The 19,104-nt window shown below is 30.6% G+C and carries 16 protein-coding genes and 1 pseudogene; 7 read left to right on the top strand and 10 right to left on the bottom strand.

Going from position 1 to position 19,104, the window contains the following annotated elements:
- Positions 1-975, top strand: a 975-nt coding sequence (locus tag AABM47_RS06830; RefSeq protein ID WP_338410179.1) for a class I tRNA ligase family protein, incomplete at its 5' end; no start/stop codon positions are given.
- A gap of 97 nt (positions 976-1,072) precedes the next feature.
- Here AABM47_RS06830 and AABM47_RS06825 read toward each other — a convergent pair.
- Complete coding sequence (locus AABM47_RS06825; protein WP_338410178.1) at positions 1,073-1,543, bottom strand: Lrp/AsnC ligand binding domain-containing protein; 471 nt, start codon at positions 1,541-1,543, stop codon at positions 1,073-1,075.
- A 100-nt stretch (positions 1,544-1,643) separates the two neighbouring features.
- The gene (locus AABM47_RS06820) at positions 1,644-3,014 is read right to left on the bottom strand and encodes a saccharopine dehydrogenase family protein (RefSeq protein WP_338410177.1); all 1,371 of its coding nucleotides are present in this window, start codon (positions 3,012-3,014) and stop codon (positions 1,644-1,646) included.
- Positions 3,015-3,132: 118 nt separating this feature from the next.
- On the opposite strand from AABM47_RS06820, the gene AABM47_RS06815 reads away from it, so the two are divergent.
- Positions 3,133-3,522 (top strand): DUF423 domain-containing protein, encoded by a 390-nt coding sequence (locus tag AABM47_RS06815; RefSeq protein WP_338410176.1) that lies wholly within the window; start codon positions 3,133-3,135, stop codon positions 3,520-3,522.
- A gap of 63 nt (positions 3,523-3,585) precedes the next feature.
- Positions 3,586-5,211 carry a phosphoenolpyruvate carboxykinase (ATP) gene (gene pckA / locus AABM47_RS06810; protein ID WP_338410175.1) on the top strand — a complete coding sequence of 542 codons (1,626 nt, stop codon included), beginning with the start codon at positions 3,586-3,588 and terminating at the stop codon, positions 5,209-5,211.
- A gap of 73 nt (positions 5,212-5,284) precedes the next feature.
- Here pckA and AABM47_RS06805 read toward each other — a convergent pair whose 3' ends face one another.
- On the bottom strand, positions 5,285-6,034 hold the full coding sequence (locus AABM47_RS06805; RefSeq protein WP_338410180.1) for a uroporphyrinogen-III synthase: 750 nt from the start codon (positions 6,032-6,034) through the stop codon (positions 5,285-5,287).
- A gap of 19 nt (positions 6,035-6,053) precedes the next feature.
- Complete coding sequence (locus AABM47_RS06800) at positions 6,054-6,710, bottom strand: DUF4271 domain-containing protein (protein ID WP_338410174.1); 657 nt, start codon at positions 6,708-6,710, stop codon at positions 6,054-6,056.
- 136 nt (positions 6,711-6,846) lie between these two features.
- On the opposite strand from AABM47_RS06800, the gene AABM47_RS06795 reads away from it, so the two are divergent.
- From AABM47_RS06795 to AABM47_RS06785, 3 genes are read left to right on the top strand one after another with little or no spacing between them, the layout of a single operon-like run.
- Positions 6,847-7,569: a polyprenol monophosphomannose synthase gene (locus tag AABM47_RS06795; RefSeq protein ID WP_338410173.1), complete on the top strand. Its 723-nt coding sequence runs from the start codon at positions 6,847-6,849 to the stop codon at positions 7,567-7,569.
- Positions 7,569-8,912 (top strand): dihydroorotase, encoded by a 1,344-nt coding sequence (locus AABM47_RS06790; RefSeq protein ID WP_338410172.1) that lies wholly within the window; start codon positions 7,569-7,571, stop codon positions 8,910-8,912. Before AABM47_RS06795 ends, AABM47_RS06790 begins: the two co-directional genes overlap by 1 nt.
- A gap of 7 nt (positions 8,913-8,919) precedes the next feature.
- Positions 8,920-9,312 carry a DUF4296 domain-containing protein gene (locus AABM47_RS06785; RefSeq protein WP_338410171.1) on the top strand — a complete coding sequence of 131 codons (393 nt, stop codon included), beginning with the start codon at positions 8,920-8,922 and terminating at the stop codon, positions 9,310-9,312.
- Here AABM47_RS06785 and AABM47_RS06780 read toward each other — a convergent pair.
- Positions 9,287-10,282: an NAD-dependent epimerase/dehydratase family protein gene (locus AABM47_RS06780; RefSeq protein ID WP_338410170.1), complete on the bottom strand. Its 996-nt coding sequence runs from the start codon at positions 10,280-10,282 to the stop codon at positions 9,287-9,289. The genes AABM47_RS06785 and AABM47_RS06780 overlap by 26 nt on opposite strands.
- 99 nt (positions 10,283-10,381) lie before the next feature.
- On the opposite strand from AABM47_RS06780, the gene tyrS reads away from it, so the two are divergent.
- The gene (gene tyrS, locus AABM47_RS06775) at positions 10,382-11,686 is read left to right on the top strand and encodes a tyrosine--tRNA ligase (RefSeq protein ID WP_338410169.1); all 1,305 of its coding nucleotides are present in this window, start codon (positions 10,382-10,384) and stop codon (positions 11,684-11,686) included.
- Between the two features lie 53 nt (positions 11,687-11,739).
- Here the strand turns inward: tyrS and AABM47_RS06770 are convergent.
- The 5 genes and pseudogenes from AABM47_RS06770 to AABM47_RS06750 form a co-directional block, all read right to left on the bottom strand.
- Positions 11,740-12,721 (bottom strand): annotated as a pseudogene (locus AABM47_RS06770) (acyl transferase).
- Between the two features lie 78 nt (positions 12,722-12,799).
- Positions 12,800-14,491 (bottom strand): T9SS type A sorting domain-containing protein, encoded by a 1,692-nt coding sequence (locus tag AABM47_RS06765; RefSeq protein WP_338410168.1) that lies wholly within the window; start codon positions 14,489-14,491, stop codon positions 12,800-12,802.
- Between the two features lie 121 nt (positions 14,492-14,612).
- Positions 14,613-14,945 carry a T9SS type A sorting domain-containing protein gene (locus tag AABM47_RS06760; protein ID WP_338410167.1) on the bottom strand — a complete coding sequence of 111 codons (333 nt, stop codon included), beginning with the start codon at positions 14,943-14,945 and terminating at the stop codon, positions 14,613-14,615.
- Positions 14,946-15,058: 113 nt separating this feature from the next.
- On the bottom strand, positions 15,059-16,219 hold the full coding sequence (locus AABM47_RS06755; protein ID WP_338410166.1) for a hypothetical protein: 1,161 nt from the start codon (positions 16,217-16,219) through the stop codon (positions 15,059-15,061).
- 102 nt (positions 16,220-16,321) lie between these two features.
- Complete coding sequence (locus tag AABM47_RS06750) at positions 16,322-19,069, bottom strand: TonB-dependent receptor (RefSeq protein WP_338410165.1); 2,748 nt, start codon at positions 19,067-19,069, stop codon at positions 16,322-16,324.
- Positions 19,070-19,104 lie beyond the last annotated feature (35 nt).

Raw genomic sequence — 19,104 nt, 5'->3', positions numbered from 1 at the left:
AAATTTTTAAAAGATAGAGGCTTTGCACCCACAGAAGAACCTTTTAAAAAGCTGATTAATCAAGGAATGTTTTTGGGTATGAGTGCTTTTGTTTATCGTATTTCAGGGACTAATAAATATGTTTCAAAGAATTTGAAATTTGATTATGAAGTTGATGAAATAAGAGTTGATGTAAACATTGTTAATGCTTCTGATGAAATTGATTTAGATAAATTAAGAAATTGGCTTCCAGAATTTAAAGATGCAGAATTCATAACTGAAAATGATAAGTATATTGTTGGTCGTGAAGTAGAAAAAATGTCAAAAAGATGGTATAACGTAGTCAATCCAGATGATATTTGTGAAGAATATGGAGCAGATACTTTGCGTTTGTACGAAATGTTTTTAGGGCCATTAGAACAAGCGAAGCCTTGGAATACTGCAGGAATAACTGGCGTTTTTGGATTCCTAAAAAAATTATGGCGTTTGTACTTTGACGACACGAGTTTACTTGTAACAAATGAGGAGCCAACCGCTCAAATGTATAAAAGCTTGCATAAAACTATAAAGAAAGTTACCGAAGACATAGAAAACTTTTCGTTTAACACATCTGTTTCTCAATTTATGATTTGTGTAAATGAGTTGGCCACATTAAAATGCCACCACAGAGCTATTTTAGAACCATTAGCCCTACTAATTTCGCCATATGCACCGCATATTGCCGAAGAATTATGGAACGCCTTAGGTTATAAAGAGTCTATTTCAACAGTAGATTTTCCAATTTATGACTCTAATTATTTAGTGGAAAGCAATAAAGAATATCCGGTTTCATTTAATGGAAAAATGCGTTTTACTTTAAACCTGCCCTTAAATTTAACCCCAGCTCAAATAGAAGAAATTGTAATGGACGATGAAAGAACGATTGCTCAATTGGCCGGAAACACTCCTAAAAAAGTAATTATTGTGCCTGGAAAAATTATTAATTTGGTCGGCTAATAAACTAGTTATACGATTATATATTTCTGTAATACAAAAATCCGTTTCATATTAATATGAAACGGATTTTTTATTTTTAGCAGTTCAAAATTTATTTTTATAGTTGTATTTGCCTTTCAATTTGTTGATCAAGTGAAATAAAGGTTTCTGTTCTAGAAACACCCTCTATGGTTTGAATTTTTTTATTGAGCATTTGCATTAAATGTTCATTGTCTTTGCAAACTATTTTGATTAGTACACTCCAATTTCCTGTTGTATAATGACACTCTAATACTTCCGGAATTTTTTTTAATTCGCGAACGGCATCACTATTGTTAGCAGCTTTTTCTAAATATACCCCAACAAATGCCATTGTAGTATAGCCTAAAACTTTGTTGTTTACAATAAATTTGGATCCCGAAATAACACCTGCTTGTTCTAGTTTTTTTAATCTTTGATGAATAGCCGCCCCTGAAACACCAATTTTATTTGCAATTTGAAGAATGGGTTTACGGGCATCTTCCATTAAATCACGAAGAATTTCTTTGTCAATTCCGTCTATTTCAATTTGTAAGTGATTTACTTTCATATGATATAAATTTGAAATCAAAAATACGATTATGATTCTATTTTTTAACTATAAATTCAAAAATAAGTATATTTAAGCATGTTTGCTCTTCAAAGCATAGTTAGCTAATCATGTTTAATGGGTTATATCCTAAATACGGAACCTCTTTTTCATTAAAATGGACACCATGACTTTCTAGTTCTTTTAAAATAGGCAGGTATATTTCTTTTGTAATAGGGATTTGAACCCCATAAGTGGTTATTTCTTTATTCAATATTTTTAAAGTTGCAATTGCAACGGGCAGTCCAACCGTTTTTGCCATTGAGGTATAGGTTTGGTCATCTCCCAGGCAAACCATGGTAGAATCAATTTGTTTTTTTTCTCCGTTTAATTCATATCCAAATTTATGATACATTACAATCATGTCTTTATCATCAGCCTGCAATGTCCATTGTTCTATAAGAATTTTTTCTAAAATTTGTGCGGGAGTTGCATTTTTAAGACCTACTTTTTTATTTGCATTAAAAATATCCAATTCAACTAACTTGTCCCAAATGATATCATCTTGTTCGATTTTTTGAATAAATCGCATTTTAATTTCGACAGTATCCGTTGGATGATAAGGTAAAAATGAATTTGTAAAATCTCTGTAACTCATGTTTTCAGAATTATCAATAGTATATGAATCATCTGTCATGCCTAATTGAACTAAAACATCCCAAGCACGCGAATAACCAACACGTCTCATAGTGCCTCTATAAACAGTTAAAGCATTTTTAAGACCATATGCATTAATATATTTTAAAGAATCTCTGTTGGCATATGCTTCAAATCGGCCAAAGCCTTCAACTTCTAAAAATTCAGTTCTCCTAAATAATTTATTGTATGGAATATATTTAAATGTCCCTTCTTGAATAAACTTTGCAACACCTCCTTGGCCAGCCAACACAACATTTCTAGGGTTCCAAGTAAACTTGTAGTTCCACAAATTAGTATCAGATTCAGGAGCAACTAATCCGCCACAAAAAGATTCAAATAAAATCACATTTCCCCCTTTTGCTCTAATTTCATCTAAAACTTTCATGGCACTCATGTGATCAATACCAGGATCAAGTCCAATTTCGTTCATGAAAACCAAATTATTTTTTTTTGCTTCTTCGTCTAATTCTTTCATTTCAGAACTGGTATAAGAGGCTGTAACTAAATGTTTTTTATATAAAATGCAATCTTTAGCAATTTCAATATGTAAATGAGCAGGTAACATTGAAATTATTATATTGGATTTTTCAACTGCAGCTTTTCTCTCATATTCATTAAAAATATCTAACTCAATAGGAGTAGCGTTTCTATGATTGTTCGTTTTTGTTGTTGCTAAATCTATATTTTTATCTGCAATGGTTAAATGAAGATTTTCAGATTCAGATTTGTCTAAAATATATTTGATTAATGATGAGGCTGATTTTCCTGCACCAAATAGAAGTATGTTTCTCATATTAATGTTACAATTATAACACAAACATACAAAAATGTTATTTTTTTAAAAACTATTTACTATGTTTTTTTCATTATTCAACCATTTGATTTAATATCTTTGTAGAAATATATTAAATATGTCTCAAAAAATAGTATTAACAGCTTTGTTTTTAGGTGCTTTAGCGATAATTTTAGGTGCTTTTGGAGCACACGCTTTGAAAAAATTTTTATCTGTAGAGCAGTTAAGTTCATTTGAAACAGGAGTTCGTTATCAAATGTATCATGTATTATTTTTATTGTTTGTTGCTCAAACAAATAACATTACAGAAAAACAAAAAACGATCGTTTTTTTAATGACTTTGTTTGGAATTTTACTTTTTAGTGGCTCTATTTATTTATTAGCGACATCTACTTACACAAATATTAAGACAAAACTATTAGGTCCAATTACCCCTTTAGGCGGTTTATTGCTAATACTGTCATGGATCTACCTATTTTGTTGCATTATGTTTAAAAAAGAAATTTAAAACTTAGTTTTTAAAATAATATTTTTAATTTTGTAGTCTTAATTATTAAGAAAAAAATATTTTATGAATTCACAGTCTCAATTTACGAAATCGATTTCGTTAGAAAAATACGGCATTAAAAATGTAAATAAAATAATTTATAATCCCACTTATGCAGAACTTTATGATGATGAATTAGATAAAAATTTAACAGGATTTGAGAAAGGTCAATTGACTAACTTAGGCGCTGTTAACGTTATGACGGGTGAGTTTACAGGGCGTTCGCCAAAAGACAAATACATAGTTAAAGACAGCATCACAGAAAACACTATTTGGTGGACCTCTGACAAGGCTTCAAATGATAACAAGGGTATTTCACAAAACACTTGGAATGCTTTAAAAGAGGCTACAGTTAAACAGCTTTCTGAAAAAAAATTATATGTTGTTGATTCGTTTTGTGGTGCAAATGAAAATACAAGATTAAAAGTTCGCTTTATTGTGGAAGTTGCTTGGCAAGCTCATTTTGTAAAAAACATGTTTATTAGACCAACCGAAGCTGAGATAAAAAACTATGGAGAACCTGATTTTGTTGTAATGAATGCTTCAAAAACTACATTTAAAGATTTTGCTGCTCATGGATTAAATTCTGAAGTATACGTTGCATTTAATCTTACAGAAAAAATTCAATTGATAGGAGGTACATGGTATGGTGGAGAAATGAAGAAAGGCTTGTTTTCTATGATGAATTATTATTTACCATTACAAGGGATTGCCTCTATGCATTGTTCTGCAAATAAAGGTTTTGATGGCGATGTAGCTGTGTTTTTTGGACTATCAGGAACAGGAAAAACAACTTTATCTACAGATCCAAAACGTCAATTAATAGGAGATGATGAGCATGGCTGGGATGACGAAGGTGTTTTTAATTTTGAAGGTGGATGTTATGCCAAAACAATTGATTTAAGCGCCTTAAATGAGCCTGACATTTATGGAGCTATAAAAAAAGATGCCCTTTTAGAGAACCTAACGGTAGATTCAAAAGGTGAAATAGATTTTAAAGATGGTTCAGTAACTCAAAACACGCGCGTTTCTTACCCGATAGATCACATACAAAACATAGTAACGCCAGTTTCTAAAGCGGGTCATGCTACAAAAGTTATTTTTTTAACAGCAGATGCATTTGGAGTTATACCTCCCGTTTCTAAACTAACACCTGAGCAGACTAAATATTATTTTTTATCAGGATTTACGGCTAAGCTAGCCGGAACGGAAATAGGAGTAACAGAACCGCAACCTACGTTTTCTGCTTGTTTTGGAAAAGCTTTTTTATCACTTCACCCTACACAATATGGAGAAGAGTTGGTAAAAAAAATGGAACAAAATAATGCCACTGCATATATGGTGAATACAGGATGGAATGGAACCGGAAAGCGCATTTCAATAAAAGACACAAGAGCAATAATAGATGCTATTTTAGATGGTTCTATTGAAAATGTTGAATCTCAAAATATCCCCATATTTAATTTTGAAGTACCAATGGCATTAAATCATGTAGATTCGAACATATTAGATCCTAGAAACACATATAAAGACTCTAATGTGTGGGCCAATAAAGCCACAGATTTGGCGAAACTCTTTATTACAAACTTTGAGCAATACACCGATAATTTTGAAGGTAAAAATCTAGTTCATTCGGGGCCAAAAGTATAATATTATTAGCCTTTAATACAATAAAAAAAGCCTTTCTATTTGAAAGGCTTTTTTTATTGTATTAAAGGCTTGTTTATTTTGCTTTATTTACTTCGGTGACGTATTTTTCTAACGCACCTGTCATAGAAGGATTCTCAGGTGTAGGCGCAAAAATATTTACTATTAAACCCCTGTCGTTAGCTTCTTTTTTAGTTGTCGCTCCAAAAACAGCAATACGGGTATTGTTTTGTTTGAAATTAGGAAAGTTTTTAAATAATGATTGAATACCTATTGGGCTAAAAAAGGCTAATATGTCAAAACTTGTGTTTTTTAAATCAGACAAGTCACTCATAACTGTTTTGTAAAAAACACCAAGGGTCCAATTAATATTTAGTCCATCTAAAACAAGTTGAACGTCCTCATTTAAATTATCTGGCGCGGGTAATAAAAATTTTTCATCCTTATATTTTTTAAATATGGGAACAAGTTCCTTAAAGTCTTTTTGGCCAACATATATTTTACGCTTCCTGTAGACTACATATTTCTGTAAATAAACAGCTATAGCTTCGGATTGACAAACATATTTTAAATCTTCAGGCACTTTATAGCGCATTTCTTCTGCTATTCTGAAAAAGTGATCAATGGCATTTCTACTCGTTAAAATGATAGCTGAAAAATTATTTAGGTCTATTTTTTGTTGCCTAACTTCTTTTGCGGTAACACCTTCTATATGTATAAATGTTCTGAAATCTATTTTGACTTTCAACTTTTGTTGAAGTTCAAAATAAGGAGAATTCTCTATTTTTGGCTCTGGTTGAGAAACCAAAATTGTTTTGACTTTCAAATTTGACATATTTAAGATTCTATTTTTTTGTAAACCAATGATATATGATGTAATATGGCCCTATTTCAAGCGTGCAAAGATACAAAATAAAATAAAACATTTTACTAAGAATCATTTTTTGATAGCTAAGGAGTGAAAATAAATAATAAAACACCATGGCAATTCCAACAAATAGCGTAATTAACATACTGTTTAGTACTGAATTATAAAATAAGATACAAATAACAGGTAATAAAATTAGCGCTAAGTAGGTTCTAAAAGTTATTTTCTTAAGATTAAAACTTGCTATAAGATCTTCAATGTCAAAAACAGTTGCGATTATTTTTTCAACATAAAATTTACACAGCATAAAAAAATTTAAAGCCGTAAAAATTTGAATAAATGTTGTCCAATTATCTTTTGTGGTATAATTATAATGACTTAAGAAAAGTTGAATTAAAAATGAAAAGCAAACCATTTGAACAAAAAGCAAGGATATTGTAAAAAAAGTAAATAAATGAGAGCTATCTTTATAAGTAGTGTTGTATTTTTTTGAAAAAGGCAAATTAACAAAGTCATTAAATTGAACTTCATGTAATGTTTTTACAATTGCTATCATTGCAAAGCAAAACAAAAACAAAAAAGTTGCCCAATCTTTGTTTTCAATTATTCGTTGATTTAATTCAAATGCGATCATATAGAATGTAAAATTACAAAATTTACTTGACACAAAAACATCTTCATTTAAACATTATATATTTTTGCAACATAAACTATTATATTAATAAATAGATATGTAAAAAGGTTTACTTTTGCAAAAATAAATGGATAAGATGAAAAAAAAGATTGTCATTATTCCTACATATAACGAAATAGAAAATATTGAAAGCATTATAAATGCAGTATTTCAATTGCACACCTCTTTTGATGTTTTAATTATAGATGACAATTCACCAGATGGAACAGCTGCTAAAGTAAAAGATTTACAAAATAAATTTTCAAATAATCTTTTTATTGAAGTTCGACAAAAAAAATCAGGTTTGGGCACTGCTTATGTGCATGGGTTTAAATGGGCATTGGCTAATGATTATGATTATATATTTGAAATGGATGCCGATTTTTCTCATAATCCAAAAGATTTAGAAATTCTATATAAAGCCTGTGTTAATGGTGCCGATTTAGCAATTGGATCACGTTATTCTAATGGTGTAAATGTTGTTAATTGGCCTTTGAATAGAATTTTGTTGTCTTATTTTGCTTCAATTTATGTGAGGTTTATTACAGGCATGAAAATTGCGGATGCGACTGCAGGTTTTGTTTGCTATAAAAGAAAAGTTTTGGAAACAATAGATTTAGATAAAGTTAAGTTTATTGGTTATGCCTTTCAAATAGAAATGAAATATAGAGCTTTTATAAAAAAATGTATAATAATTGAAGTCCCAATAATTTTTACTGATAGAGTTAAAGGTCAGTCAAAAATGAGTGGAAATATAATAAAAGAAGCAATTTTTGGGGTAATAAAGCTCCGATTAAAAAAAATATTTAATACCCTATAATGAGTTCAATTTTAATAAAAAATGCTAAAATAGTAAACGAAGGACAAATTTTTGAAGGAGATGTTTTACTAGAAAACGAATTAATTGTTGAAATAGCATCACAAATAAGTGTAAAATCTTCAGAGACAATAATTATCGATGCAGAAGGAAATTATTTGTTACCAGGCGTTATTGACGATCAAGTACATTTTAGAGAGCCAGGTTTAACCCACAAAGGCGACATACTGTCAGAAAGTAAAGCTGCAGTTGCTGGGGGTATTACCTCTTTTATTGAACAGCCAAACACAGTGCCTAACGCAATTACACAGGAACTTTTAGAAGAAAAATACAAAATTGCTGCCGATACATCCTATGCTAATTATTCGTTTATGATGGGTGGAACTAATGATAACTTGGAAGAAATTTTAAAAACTAATCCAGAAAATGTTGCCGGATTAAAACTTTTTTTAGGCTCGTCTACCGGAAATATGTTGGTTGATAATCAAGAAACTTTAAAAAACATTTTTTCTTCAACAAAACTTTTAATAGCTGTTCATTGTGAGGATGAAGCTACAATTAAAACCAATTTAGAAAAATACAAAAAACAATTTGGGGAAGACATTCCTATGAATTGTCATCATTTGATTCGAAGTGAAGAGGCTTGTTATATATCGTCTTCAACAGCAATTAAATTGGCTAAAGAAACAGGGGCAAGGCTACATGTGTTTCATTTGTCAACGGCAAAGGAAATGGAATTATTTACAAATAAAATTCCGTTAGAAGAAAAACAAATCACAGCTGAAGTTTGCATACATCATTTGTATTTTACAGATGCTGATTATGACACAAAAGGGTCGTTAATTAAATGGAATCCAGCTGTAAAAACGCAAAAAGACAAAGATGCCTTATGGAAAGCTTTATTAAACGATACTATTGATGTAATAGCAACAGACCATGCTCCACATACTTTTCAAGAAAAAAACAATTCATATTTAAAAGCACCCTCTGGTGGACCATTAGTGCAGCATGCTTTAGTAGCCATGTTTGAAAAGCATTTGAAAGGCAAGATTTCTATTGAAAAAATTGTAGAAAAAATGTGCCATAATCCAGCAAAGATTTTTAAAATTAGAAATCGAGGGTTTATTAAAGAAGGATATTATGCAGATTTAACTATAGTAAACGCTCACTCACCATGGAATGTTCAGAAAGAAAATATTTTATACAAATGTGGATGGTCTCCTTTTGAGGGAGTAAATTTTAAATCAAGAATTACGCATACCTTAGTAAATGGTAAATTAGTTTATGCTAATGGAAAAGTTAAAAAAGGAAATTTTGGGCAACGGTTGTTGTTTGATAGAAAATAACTGCAATATGAAACACATCTTTTTTTTATTTATTTCAATTATATTGGTTTCTTGCTCAAACAATCCAGTGCCAAAACCAGATAAATTATTGAGTAATGATGTTATGAAAAACATTATATATGACATTGCTATTTTACAGGCAGCAGTTTATATAAAACCCGAAATATTAGCGGATAACAATATTAAATCAAAAGAATATATTTATAAAAAATACAAAATTGACAGCGTTACCTATTTTCAAAATTACAAATATTATGCGTCTGATATCAATTCATTTAAAAAAATATACGAGCAAGTCAATGTACGGATACAAATTCAAAGAAATGAGATTGACACCTTACTCAAAAATCAAAAAAAAATATCTAAAAAAGACCCTACTTATAAAGCAAAGAAAGATTAGTTAAATAGCTCTCCATGTCTTTAAAATTGTAGTTTAATTCTGTGGTAATTTTGTTATTTGCATAAGCATCTTTACTATGGGAAGACAAAGATGTGGATCTTGTAAAGCTTCTTTTTCTTTGGGATAATTTGGACAATAACCAATCTAAACGCCAGGCAATTTCTGTTAATGTTTTAGTAGCATAAATACTTGGTTTTTTTGCTCCTAAAGCGTCTGCAATTGAAAAAATAAATGTGTCTAGTGAGCTGTTTTCTGCAATTAAAATATACTTTTGACCGTTGACGCCTTTTTTCATTAATAGCAGCATGCATTGAACAACATCTTCTACAGCTACTATTCCTATTTTTCCTTTGGTATAAAAATAAAGGCCTTTTTTTATAGAATTAAAAATAACGCTACTGCCTTGGTCAGGAAAACCATAACCAAATATAATACCCGGATTTACAATGACAACTTCTAACCCCTCTTGATGCCCTCTCCAAACTTCCATCTCGGCACCATACTTTGTAAGGGCATAGTTTCCATGTTTTTTTTCTGGATTCCATTCTGTTTCTTCAGTAACTATAAACTCACCCTCTTTAGCATCGCCTAGGGCAGCAATAGAACTTACATAACATAGTTTTTTTACAGCAAAATCGATGCAAAAGTTTACTATGTTTGCCGTTCCTTCTATATTAGTTTTAAGTAATAATTTTTGGTCTTTAGGCTCAAAAGAAATTAAAGCCGCACAATGATAAACAAACGCTATGTTTTCAAACGCAGGATACAAGGATTGGATATCAGTAATATCTCCTTTTATCCAATTGATTTTATCAAAAAGTTTTAATTGATTTTTATGAGCAAATATGTTTTTAACTTTTTCAATATTTTTAGAACTACGATATAAAGCTTTAACCTCCTTATTTTCTTCTAATAATGAAATCATTAAATACGAACCCACTAAGCCTGTCGCTCCTGTTACTAAATTCATATCGTAAAAATAATAAATCTTTTTCAGACTTAACTTTTAAACCTCTAAATTTTTAGTTTTTCAGACTAAAAACTATATTTGTACAAATTAAAAGAATAAATGAAAAATTTAGTTGAAGAATTACAATGGAGAGGCTTGGTACACGATATGATGCCTGGAACAGAAGAGCAATTACTAAAAGAAGCAACATCGGTTTATATAGGGTTTGACCCAACTGCAGACTCATTGCATATTGGCAGTTTAGTGCCTATTATAATTTTAAAGCATTTACGAAATTTTGGACATAGACCTATTGCTCTAGTTGGTGGAGCTACAGGTATGATTGGTGACCCATCAGGCAAATCGGATGAAAGGAACCTTTTAGACGAAGAAACATTAAACCATAATGTAAACGGAATTAAAAAGGTGCTTTCTAACTTTTTAGATTTTGATGCAAAAGATATAAATGCTCCAGTTCTTGTAAATAATTACGATTGGATGAAAGACTTTTCATTTATTAATTTTGCTCGTGATGTGGGTAAAAGAATTACTGTAAATTATATGATGGCAAAAGATTCTGTAAAGAAGCGTTTGTCTGGAGATACAGGAGAAGGAATGAGCTTTACAGAGTTTACGTATCAATTAATTCAAGGATATGATTTTTATCATTTAAATAAGCATTACAATTGTTTGCTTCAAATGGGAGGAAGTGACCAATGGGGAAATATCACTACTGGAACAGAATTAGTTCGAAGGATGAATGTAGATAACCAAGAACGATCAAAAGCCTTCGCAATGACTTGCCCGTTAATTACAAAAGCAGATGGTTCTAAATTTGGAAAATCAGAAGGAGGTAATATTTGGTTAACAGCCGATAGAACTTCCCCATATAAATTTTACCAATTTTGGCTAAACACTACTGATGTTGATGCTGAAAAATACATCAAAATTTTTACTTTTTTAGATCAACAGGCTATAGCATTAATAATTGCTGAACATAACCAAGCACCCCACCTAAGAGTTTTACAAAAAAGTTTGGCAGAGGAGTTGATGTTGCTAGTGCATTCAAAAGAAGATTTAGAGAGTGCTATTTTTGCCTCTGCAGCTTTTTTTAGTAAAGACATGACCGATTTAAAGACCTTAAATACAAATCAATTAACTGAAATTTTTGAAGGAATTCCTCAGTCCGAAGTTACTTTGTCTGAGATAAATGAAACCATTGATATTGTTGCTCTATTAAATGAGAAAACCAATTTTTTGGCATCAAATGGCGAAGCAAGAAGGGCTTTAAAAGAAAATTCAATTTCAGTAAATAAAGAAAAAGTTACAGAAGAGTTTGTATTGAGTTCAAAAGATTTGATAAGTAATACATTCGTTTTATTACAAAGAGGTAAGAAAAATTACTTTATTATTAAAGTAAAGTAGTTTTGTAATCGAAAAAATAAATGTAATTAAACGGTGATTTATAAATTTAACATTTATAATACCATCAAATTACATCCTCTAATATCAGAATTATCAAAACGTCCCAGCACTTCAAACGAATGGTTGGGATGTTTTTTGCCTAAATCTTGTGTTGCAATAAACGAACACGAATTTAAGTTGGCCAAATCAATTACATTAATTCCGCCAGTTTTTTCCTTCATGAACATAAGTTAGCGCATCTTCTGTATCTCGAATTAAAATTTGCATCCAATTAGGGCATTCAAACAAACCATTTCCTAAGGAATAAGCTTGAGACAGCAGTTCTGTCATGCCGTATTCAGAATGAATCACAGGCGCGCCAAAACCTTTGCAAAGAATATGGTGTAATTCTTCTCGAATCATTTCTTTTCGTTTTCCTTTCATTCCGCCGGTTTCCATGATTATGGTGTTTTTTAATTGGAAGCTACGGTTCTCTATTAAATCTAATAAAGCATACGTAACTCCAATCAGCAGTACATTTTGACCAGATTGATCTAATTCAATTAATTTTGTGATAAGCTCCTCATAATTATTTAAATAAAAGCCACTCTCTTTATTATTACTTTTTTGAATTAAATCATCAACCATATAAATTAATGAAGACCCTTTACGCTCTAAATAGGAAGGTAGTAATGCTAAAACACAATAATCTTCTATGTTTCCATAAAATTCAGAAAAAGCATTTCTGTAACTTTCTTCATATAAAGAAATATCGGAAACTAAATGTTTGCTGGTTTGAATTCCTGTTGTACCACTGCTTGTAAAAGTTATATAAACAGGTTTTTTTGAGCTTAAAACCTGATGACTTTTAAAAAACTGAATGGGTAAAAATGGAATCTCTATTAAAGATTTTACATTTTCTTTGTTTTTATGTAAAAGCAAGCAAAATTCTTGATATACTAAATTGGCGTCAAATTGATAACGAAAAATTTTTAAAGCGATTTTTTCAAATTCTTTTTTAGATGAAATGGTAAATATATCTGTAGATTGAATCAATTTTTTTTTAGTAAAAGTATAAAATAAAAAAGCACCAACTAATTGTTGGCGCTTTCTTTATTATTATTTGAAAAAAAATTAACGAACTACTAATTTTAGTGCAGCTGTTTTACCATTTTCAGTAATTTTAACAATATAAACTCCAGCGTTTAAGTTTCCTATAAAAACAGCGTTGTTTACTAAAGTTGCGTTAACAACTTCTCTGCCTAATATATTAAAAATAGATACAGACATAGATGCATTTAAATCGGATGTAATAGATAAAATGTTTCCAGAAATAGGGTTTGGATACATTGATAAGCCATTGATTTTTTCAAAAGTATTATTTGCTAAAGCAATATCATTTAAGCTTCTTGCCACTACTTGTGGCGTAGTATTAAATCTACCAACTAAAACAAGCTTGCTTGATGCCGCTGAAGGAATAACTTGACCAATATAATCTGCTTCTGCGAATTGACTTCTAAAAGCGATTGTAGTACCATCAGTTAAGTCATAATTTGTGTTAACTGCAAAAACGACCATACCGTCTGCGGCACTAAAACTAGTTCCATTTATTTGAACCAATTCACTTTCATATGCATCAACATTAGCATTTATGTCAGCAGCAGTTACTATTTCTGCTGTAATTGTATTTCCAGAAGTTGCTACTGTTGCATTTTCTAAAGGTATTAATTCTAATAATCCATTATATAAGATAGCTTGTCCTTTTAATCCTGAAATTGCATCACCTTCAACCATAACTGTTGAAATAGTTCCTGTAACGTCATCAATTAGAACGCCAGCTGTAGCATCTTGAATGTATTTTTGATTTCTATAAGTTGCAGATCTTGCAAATGTAATTACGGGATTGCTAGATATTTCATAATATTTTCCTGCTCCGTTAGCCGTTACATCAGTTCTTAAGGCAGCTAAATTTGCAACAACATTAATTGCCGCAATCTCAAAGTTTATAGTTGCATCTACAGAAGGAACGATAGGAGTATGGTTGTCATCAACTAAAGTAACAATAACGGCGTAGGTACCTGTTGTTAATCCAGTTAATGAAATAGGGTCGGTGTCATATTTCATAGGTTGAGCATTTCCATTAACGGTATAATGAATATGTCCATCAACACCTGTTCCAGGGTTTCCTACAACAAAATTAGAAATTGATAAATTAACAGCTGCACTTGTTGTTGATGGAGCATATAATGTATTGTCTGAAGGCGATGTAATAATTAAGGAAGGATTTGAACTTGGTGAAGTCCAAGAAAAGTCATCAATCATAATTCTTTCAGTAGTTCCGTTTGATTTTATACGTACTTGAATATTTGTATTTGTACTATTAATAACTCCAGACACAAGTTTCCAGTCAGAATCTGTAGTAACAGTAGCGTTAATTATAGAAGAAGCGACCCAAGTAGTCCCATTGTCAGAAGAAGTTTCAACAGCAAAATTGGTGTCAGGAGATCCATCCCATCTTCTAGCATTAAAAGAAAAAGTACCAACCCCTCCAGAAGCAACGGTTATAGTAAATTCACTTGTTGCGTCGTTTTTTAAACGAACAGAATAAATACCATTAGCGCCAGGAAAACCATCAGTAGCAGACACAGTGTTTCTTAAAATATTTATTCCAGTTGCACTGAAAACACCATCTGTGTATGTGTGACTTCCATAACTTGTGATGCTAGTAGCAGAAGACCAATTTAAATCAGTATCAAAATCAATTGAACCTTGAGCGAAGGTTAGAAGCGTAAATAAATTTAATAATAAAAAGTAGATTTTTTTCATTTTTTTCATTTTAGTTATAAAAGTTTTGTTAATAGCAAAAGTAAGTTGTTTCTTACTAATAAACAATCAATTAACCTTAATATAATGTATAGTTAGTTATTTAAAAGGTATAAACGTCTGCTTATTTGATGATAAGTTTTCGGGTAGCCGATGCTTCTTTTTCTTTAATTTTAATAATATAAACCCCTGCGTTTAAGTTGCTTATGTTTATTTCTTTAACGGTTGTAGTTGCATCAAAAACTTTTTTCCCTAAAACATCAAAAATTCGAATTTCCTTCTCTAACCCTAATTTGGAGATTATATATAACTTACCATTACTCACAGGATTTGGATAAATGGATAAGCCTTCAATAGAATATAAATTAGTATTTTCCACAGAAAACTTGTTTTCTTGTGAAAAAGAGTTGTAGGATATAAAACTTAAAATTAATAGTAAAAAGTATTTTTTCTTCATATTCGATAAACAAATTTAATATACACAAATATACACAAATATAAGACAGCAAAAAATATACCACAAAAAAATCCCTCCAAAGAGGGATTAATTATATGTATTTTAACAATTGATTATAAACCAGCTGCCCATCCTGTAGACCAAGAAGGAGCACTTGCGCCATTTCCAGCACCTGTGTTGTTTCCAACAGTAATGTATGTAGTGTTTGTTCCTGCATATTCAGATTGAATAAAAGTAGCAGGAGTAGTTACGTTAAATTGAATTGGGTTAAAAGTAGCAAAACCACTAGTAATATTTGATGCTGCGTTTGTATCTGTAGAAGATATTTTAATTCCTTTAGCAAAATCACCACTTACATAAATGTTTTCAGTTGTCCAGTTTCCACCACCTTCTTTGTAATATATTGCATGCTCAGAATTTGCTAAAACATCTTTAACAATTGAAATGTTTTTTAATGTAACTGTAGTTACTGGAGTTGCAGCACCATTTGTTCCATTGTTAGAACCTTCAATACCCGCTTTTGCAGTATTTTTGATGAACCAATATTCACCTGTTCCTTGCCATCCGTCAGCAAAGTCAATTGAATCATCATCACTATCTGTAGAAATTAAATATTTTCCATTTACAGTTCCACCAAAAAATTCAATACCGTCATCACCATTGTGATTTGCTTGAACATATTGAAAAGTAGTTCCAGAACCTACACCGAATAATGAAACACCATTAAATTCTTTTGTAGATGTATAAGCGTAACCAGTATATTCTATTCTTAAATATGTTATAGATCCCGAATTATCATTAGCAATAGATCCACCATAAGTTAAATCTGAAACTTCAGCTTGAGCAGTTCCACCAGCAGTTGCAGATGTATTTATTGGAGCTTTACCACAAATTACTAATCCACCCCAGTCACTTTTTGCTGGAGAAGCTTTAGCAGATGTCATAACTACTGGATTTGTAGCTGTTCCGTTAATGAAAATTTGACCACCTTGAGAAACAGCTATATAACGAACTGTACTGTCTGTGTTTTCCGTTGCTTTAATTTGTGTTCCAGCAGGGATTGTTAATGTTGCTCCATCTTCAATAATAAAAGAACCTGTTAAATAATATGTTAAAGATGGGTCTAAAGTAGCTTCTTTTCCGCTAGCTAAAGTTCCTTTAAAGTCTGCAGCATCAATAGTAACTGCATTTGGGTTAACAGTTACATCATCATTATTACAAGATCCAAGTAATAAAGAAGAAATTACAATCATAGATAAAATTAATTTTTTCATTTTTTTTTATTGTTTAAATTTATTACTGCAAATGTAATTTTGAATCTTTAAAATTTTAAATAATTTATATTATTAATAAATTAAGTTAATGTAAATTTTTTATTAAAATTGATACGCTAGTGATAATTTAAAGTTAACACCCTTTTTGTATTTTTCAACGGTAACGTTTTGTTTGTCTTGAAATCTTTCAACTATTGGGTTTGTAATGTTTTTTAATGAAAAACCAAGTCCAATACTCTTTGTTAATTTAGATTTTAATATAAAGTCTAAGGTTCCAATAGCCTTATCTACTAAATCTCCTTTTTCACTAGTTCCAAGGGCATAAATTCGATCAGAAAAATAGTTGTACGTTAAAGTAGCCATTAAATTACTTTCTTCAGAAAACTCTTTAAAGTAAGTTATATCAGCATTTAACAATAAATCAGAGGCTCCTGTAAGTTTACCCTTTGTTTTTGAAAAGAATACAGAATAATTAGTTTCGTTTTCAACTTTAGCGCCGTCAAAATCTTGATTGTTATACATGTAAGATGCATTAAAGCCTGACGAAAGCGTTTCTTTTTTTTCATCATCTTTAGAAAAAATATTTTTTCTAATTTCAAATTCACCTCCTATAGCAATTGCTTTTTCTCCTGTATTTACCCAAGTAATATCATTAGTTGCAGAGGCAAAAGTGATTTCGTTAATTGGGTTTTGTATAAGTTTACCGAAACCTGTAATAGATATTAATTCGCCTGTATTAGGAAAAAAGTCCCATTTTAAATCAACATTGTAATCTGTTGATGAATATAAATCTGGATTACCCACAAAGACTTCATTAATTTGGTCAAACTGAAAAGGGGCTCTTTCTTTTATTTGAGGCAAAGTATATGTTTTGCTTGCTGCAAACTTTAGATTTTGTTTTTCATTTAATTCATATTTAATAGATGTAGCAGGTAAAATTTCTAATTTGTCAAATTTATTTTCACCTTGGCCTAAATTAGTAAACCAATTGATGTTTTGAATAATGTATTCTGCTCTTGTACCAAAAACGGCAGTTAACTTGGGAGAAAACTTGTATTCAACACCTGCAAATCCTGCCTGAATATTTTGAACACCGCTATATGTTTGAGGTTTTAAGCCTCCGTTAAACGTTTTAATAGTAAAATATCCGTTTTCAAAACTTGTTTGATTAAAATAACCATCTAAATCATTTTGATCTACAACAGGTTGACTAATGGCGTTGTTTATGTCAAAATTAAATTGAACTGCTTCAAAATCAACTTTTTTGAAACGGCCACTATATCCTAATGTAATTTTACCTTTTGCACTTCCTTCTTCATCTTTATTAAATTCATAATCTAAAGATAAATTAGCGGCCAATTCATTGTCTTTTAAATTTTGAAAAAAGCGGTTGTTTTCAGAATCATTATTATCAGCAACTTGAGAAATGCTTAAATCTGATTGACCATTTAATGGAATTAAAGTATTGGTCAGTCTGTCTGGAAGAATGTTTTTTACATTATTATAAGACAGACCCCATTTTACATTTATTTTTTTTCCTAATAAATTGGATAGTTTATGACTTCCTAAAAGTTGATTGATGTATAGTGTAGTTCTGTCAAAAGTAGCTCTTCTAATAAAACCTCCACCTTCTTGTGCAATATCATAAACATCAATAATACCGTTGTATAAATTATTGTTTTGTGATGAAGAGTTTATCAACATGGAGTTGAATTGGATAGCGTTATTGTTGTTAAGTTTATAATTAACGTTTCCATTTAAGTTGGTGTTTGTTCCATAAGTAAACGATTCAAAAAGAAAATCTCTTCGAGCCAGTCCTTGAACGGTTACTGCACCTCTTGATATTCCAGATTTATAGGTATAGTTATTGTCATATGATGCAGAAGCAAATAGACTTAGCTTTCCATTATCACCAATGTTAAAAGACTTACCTGCTCTTAAAAAGTAAGAAGTATTTATAGGTGTAGCCCTAGTATTGTTTAGTTTTGTAGTAAAATTATATCCATTAAAAGGGCTTGATGGATATTTAATGTTAGAAAAACCTGTTTTAGAAGGGCCGTCTTGTAAGTAAAAATTATCTTGACTAGCGGCTAAAGAATTTGATCCAGATTCAATACCAAAATCAAACATGCCTTTTCCTTTATAATTTTTAGATACAATGTCAATATTTGCTCCTGCAAAATCACCATAATTTCTAAAATTAAAAGTTTTGTCTATTCCAATATATTCTACAATATCTGTAGAGAATATTTCAAGATTAATATTTTTTCTAGATGGATTGTTAGAAGGTAACGGCAGTCCGTTTAAAGTTGTAGAGTTATAACGATCTCCCAGCCCTCTTACATATATGCTTCCTGATCCTTCTTGTTTTGTAATACCAGTTGTTTTTGTTACTGCTCCGGCAACATCACTTATTCCTTTATTTGAAATTTCTTCAGCACCGATAGATTGTTTAATTTCAACCGATCTTTGCTGTTCTTGTAATAGTGCGTTTACGCTTTCTAGATTTATTTTAGCTGTTAATACTACATCTTGAAGCATAACACCTTCTGTCTCTAGCGTGTAATTTATTACTTTATTTTCATTTGCTTTTATAGTAAATGGAATTTCGACAGTTTTATATCCTAAAAATCCAATTACTAAAATATGATTTCCAGATGAAACGGATAAAGAATACTTTCCATTATCGTCTGTTGAGGATCCTATTGAAGTTCCTTTTAGCATTACATTTGCAAATACTAATGGTTCGTTATTGTATTCCTTGTCTAAAACAACACCTGATACAGTTGTATTTTGAGCGATACAAACTACAGAAAATAATACGGTAAAGAATAAAAATTTTAGTTTCATTTTTTGATTTTATATTTTGTGCAAAGAAAGTTTTA

The sequence above is a fragment of the uncultured Flavobacterium sp. genome, assembly GCF_963925415.1.
In the GTDB taxonomy this organism is placed as follows: Bacteria; Bacteroidota; Bacteroidia; order Flavobacteriales; family Flavobacteriaceae; genus Flavobacterium.
This window is presented reverse-complemented; position numbering and strand designations above follow the sequence as displayed.

Coding starts and splice junctions, on each gene's coding strand:
- AABM47_RS06785 (WP_338410171.1), top strand. CDS start 8,920: ATGAAACACATCTTTTTTTTATTTATTTCAATTATATTGGTTTCTTGC.
- AABM47_RS06795 (WP_338410173.1), top strand. CDS start 6,847: ATGAAAAAAAAGATTGTCATTATTCCTACATATAACGAAATAGAAAAT.
- AABM47_RS06760 (WP_338410167.1), bottom strand. CDS start 14,945: ATGAAGAAAAAATACTTTTTACTATTAATTTTAAGTTTTATATCCTAC.
- AABM47_RS06815 (WP_338410176.1), top strand. CDS start 3,133: ATGTCTCAAAAAATAGTATTAACAGCTTTGTTTTTAGGTGCTTTAGCG.
- AABM47_RS06755 (WP_338410166.1), bottom strand. CDS start 16,219: ATGAAAAAATTAATTTTATCTATGATTGTAATTTCTTCTTTATTACTT.
- AABM47_RS06800 (WP_338410174.1), bottom strand. CDS start 6,710: ATGATCGCATTTGAATTAAATCAACGAATAATTGAAAACAAAGATTGG.
- AABM47_RS06765 (WP_338410168.1), bottom strand. CDS start 14,491: ATGAAAAAAATCTACTTTTTATTATTAAATTTATTTACGCTTCTAACC.
- AABM47_RS06780 (WP_338410170.1), bottom strand. CDS start 10,282: ATGAATTTAGTAACAGGAGCGACAGGCTTAGTGGGTTCGTATTTAATG.
- pckA (WP_338410175.1), top strand. CDS start 3,586: ATGAATTCACAGTCTCAATTTACGAAATCGATTTCGTTAGAAAAATAC.
- AABM47_RS06825 (WP_338410178.1), bottom strand. CDS start 1,543: ATGAAAGTAAATCACTTACAAATTGAAATAGACGGAATTGACAAAGAA.
- AABM47_RS06750 (WP_338410165.1), bottom strand. CDS start 19,069: ATGAAACTAAAATTTTTATTCTTTACCGTATTATTTTCTGTAGTTTGT.
- AABM47_RS06790 (WP_338410172.1), top strand. CDS start 7,569: ATGAGTTCAATTTTAATAAAAAATGCTAAAATAGTAAACGAAGGACAA.
- AABM47_RS06820 (WP_338410177.1), bottom strand. CDS start 3,014: ATGAGAAACATACTTCTATTTGGTGCAGGAAAATCAGCCTCATCATTA.
- tyrS (WP_338410169.1), top strand. CDS start 10,382: ATGAAAAATTTAGTTGAAGAATTACAATGGAGAGGCTTGGTACACGAT.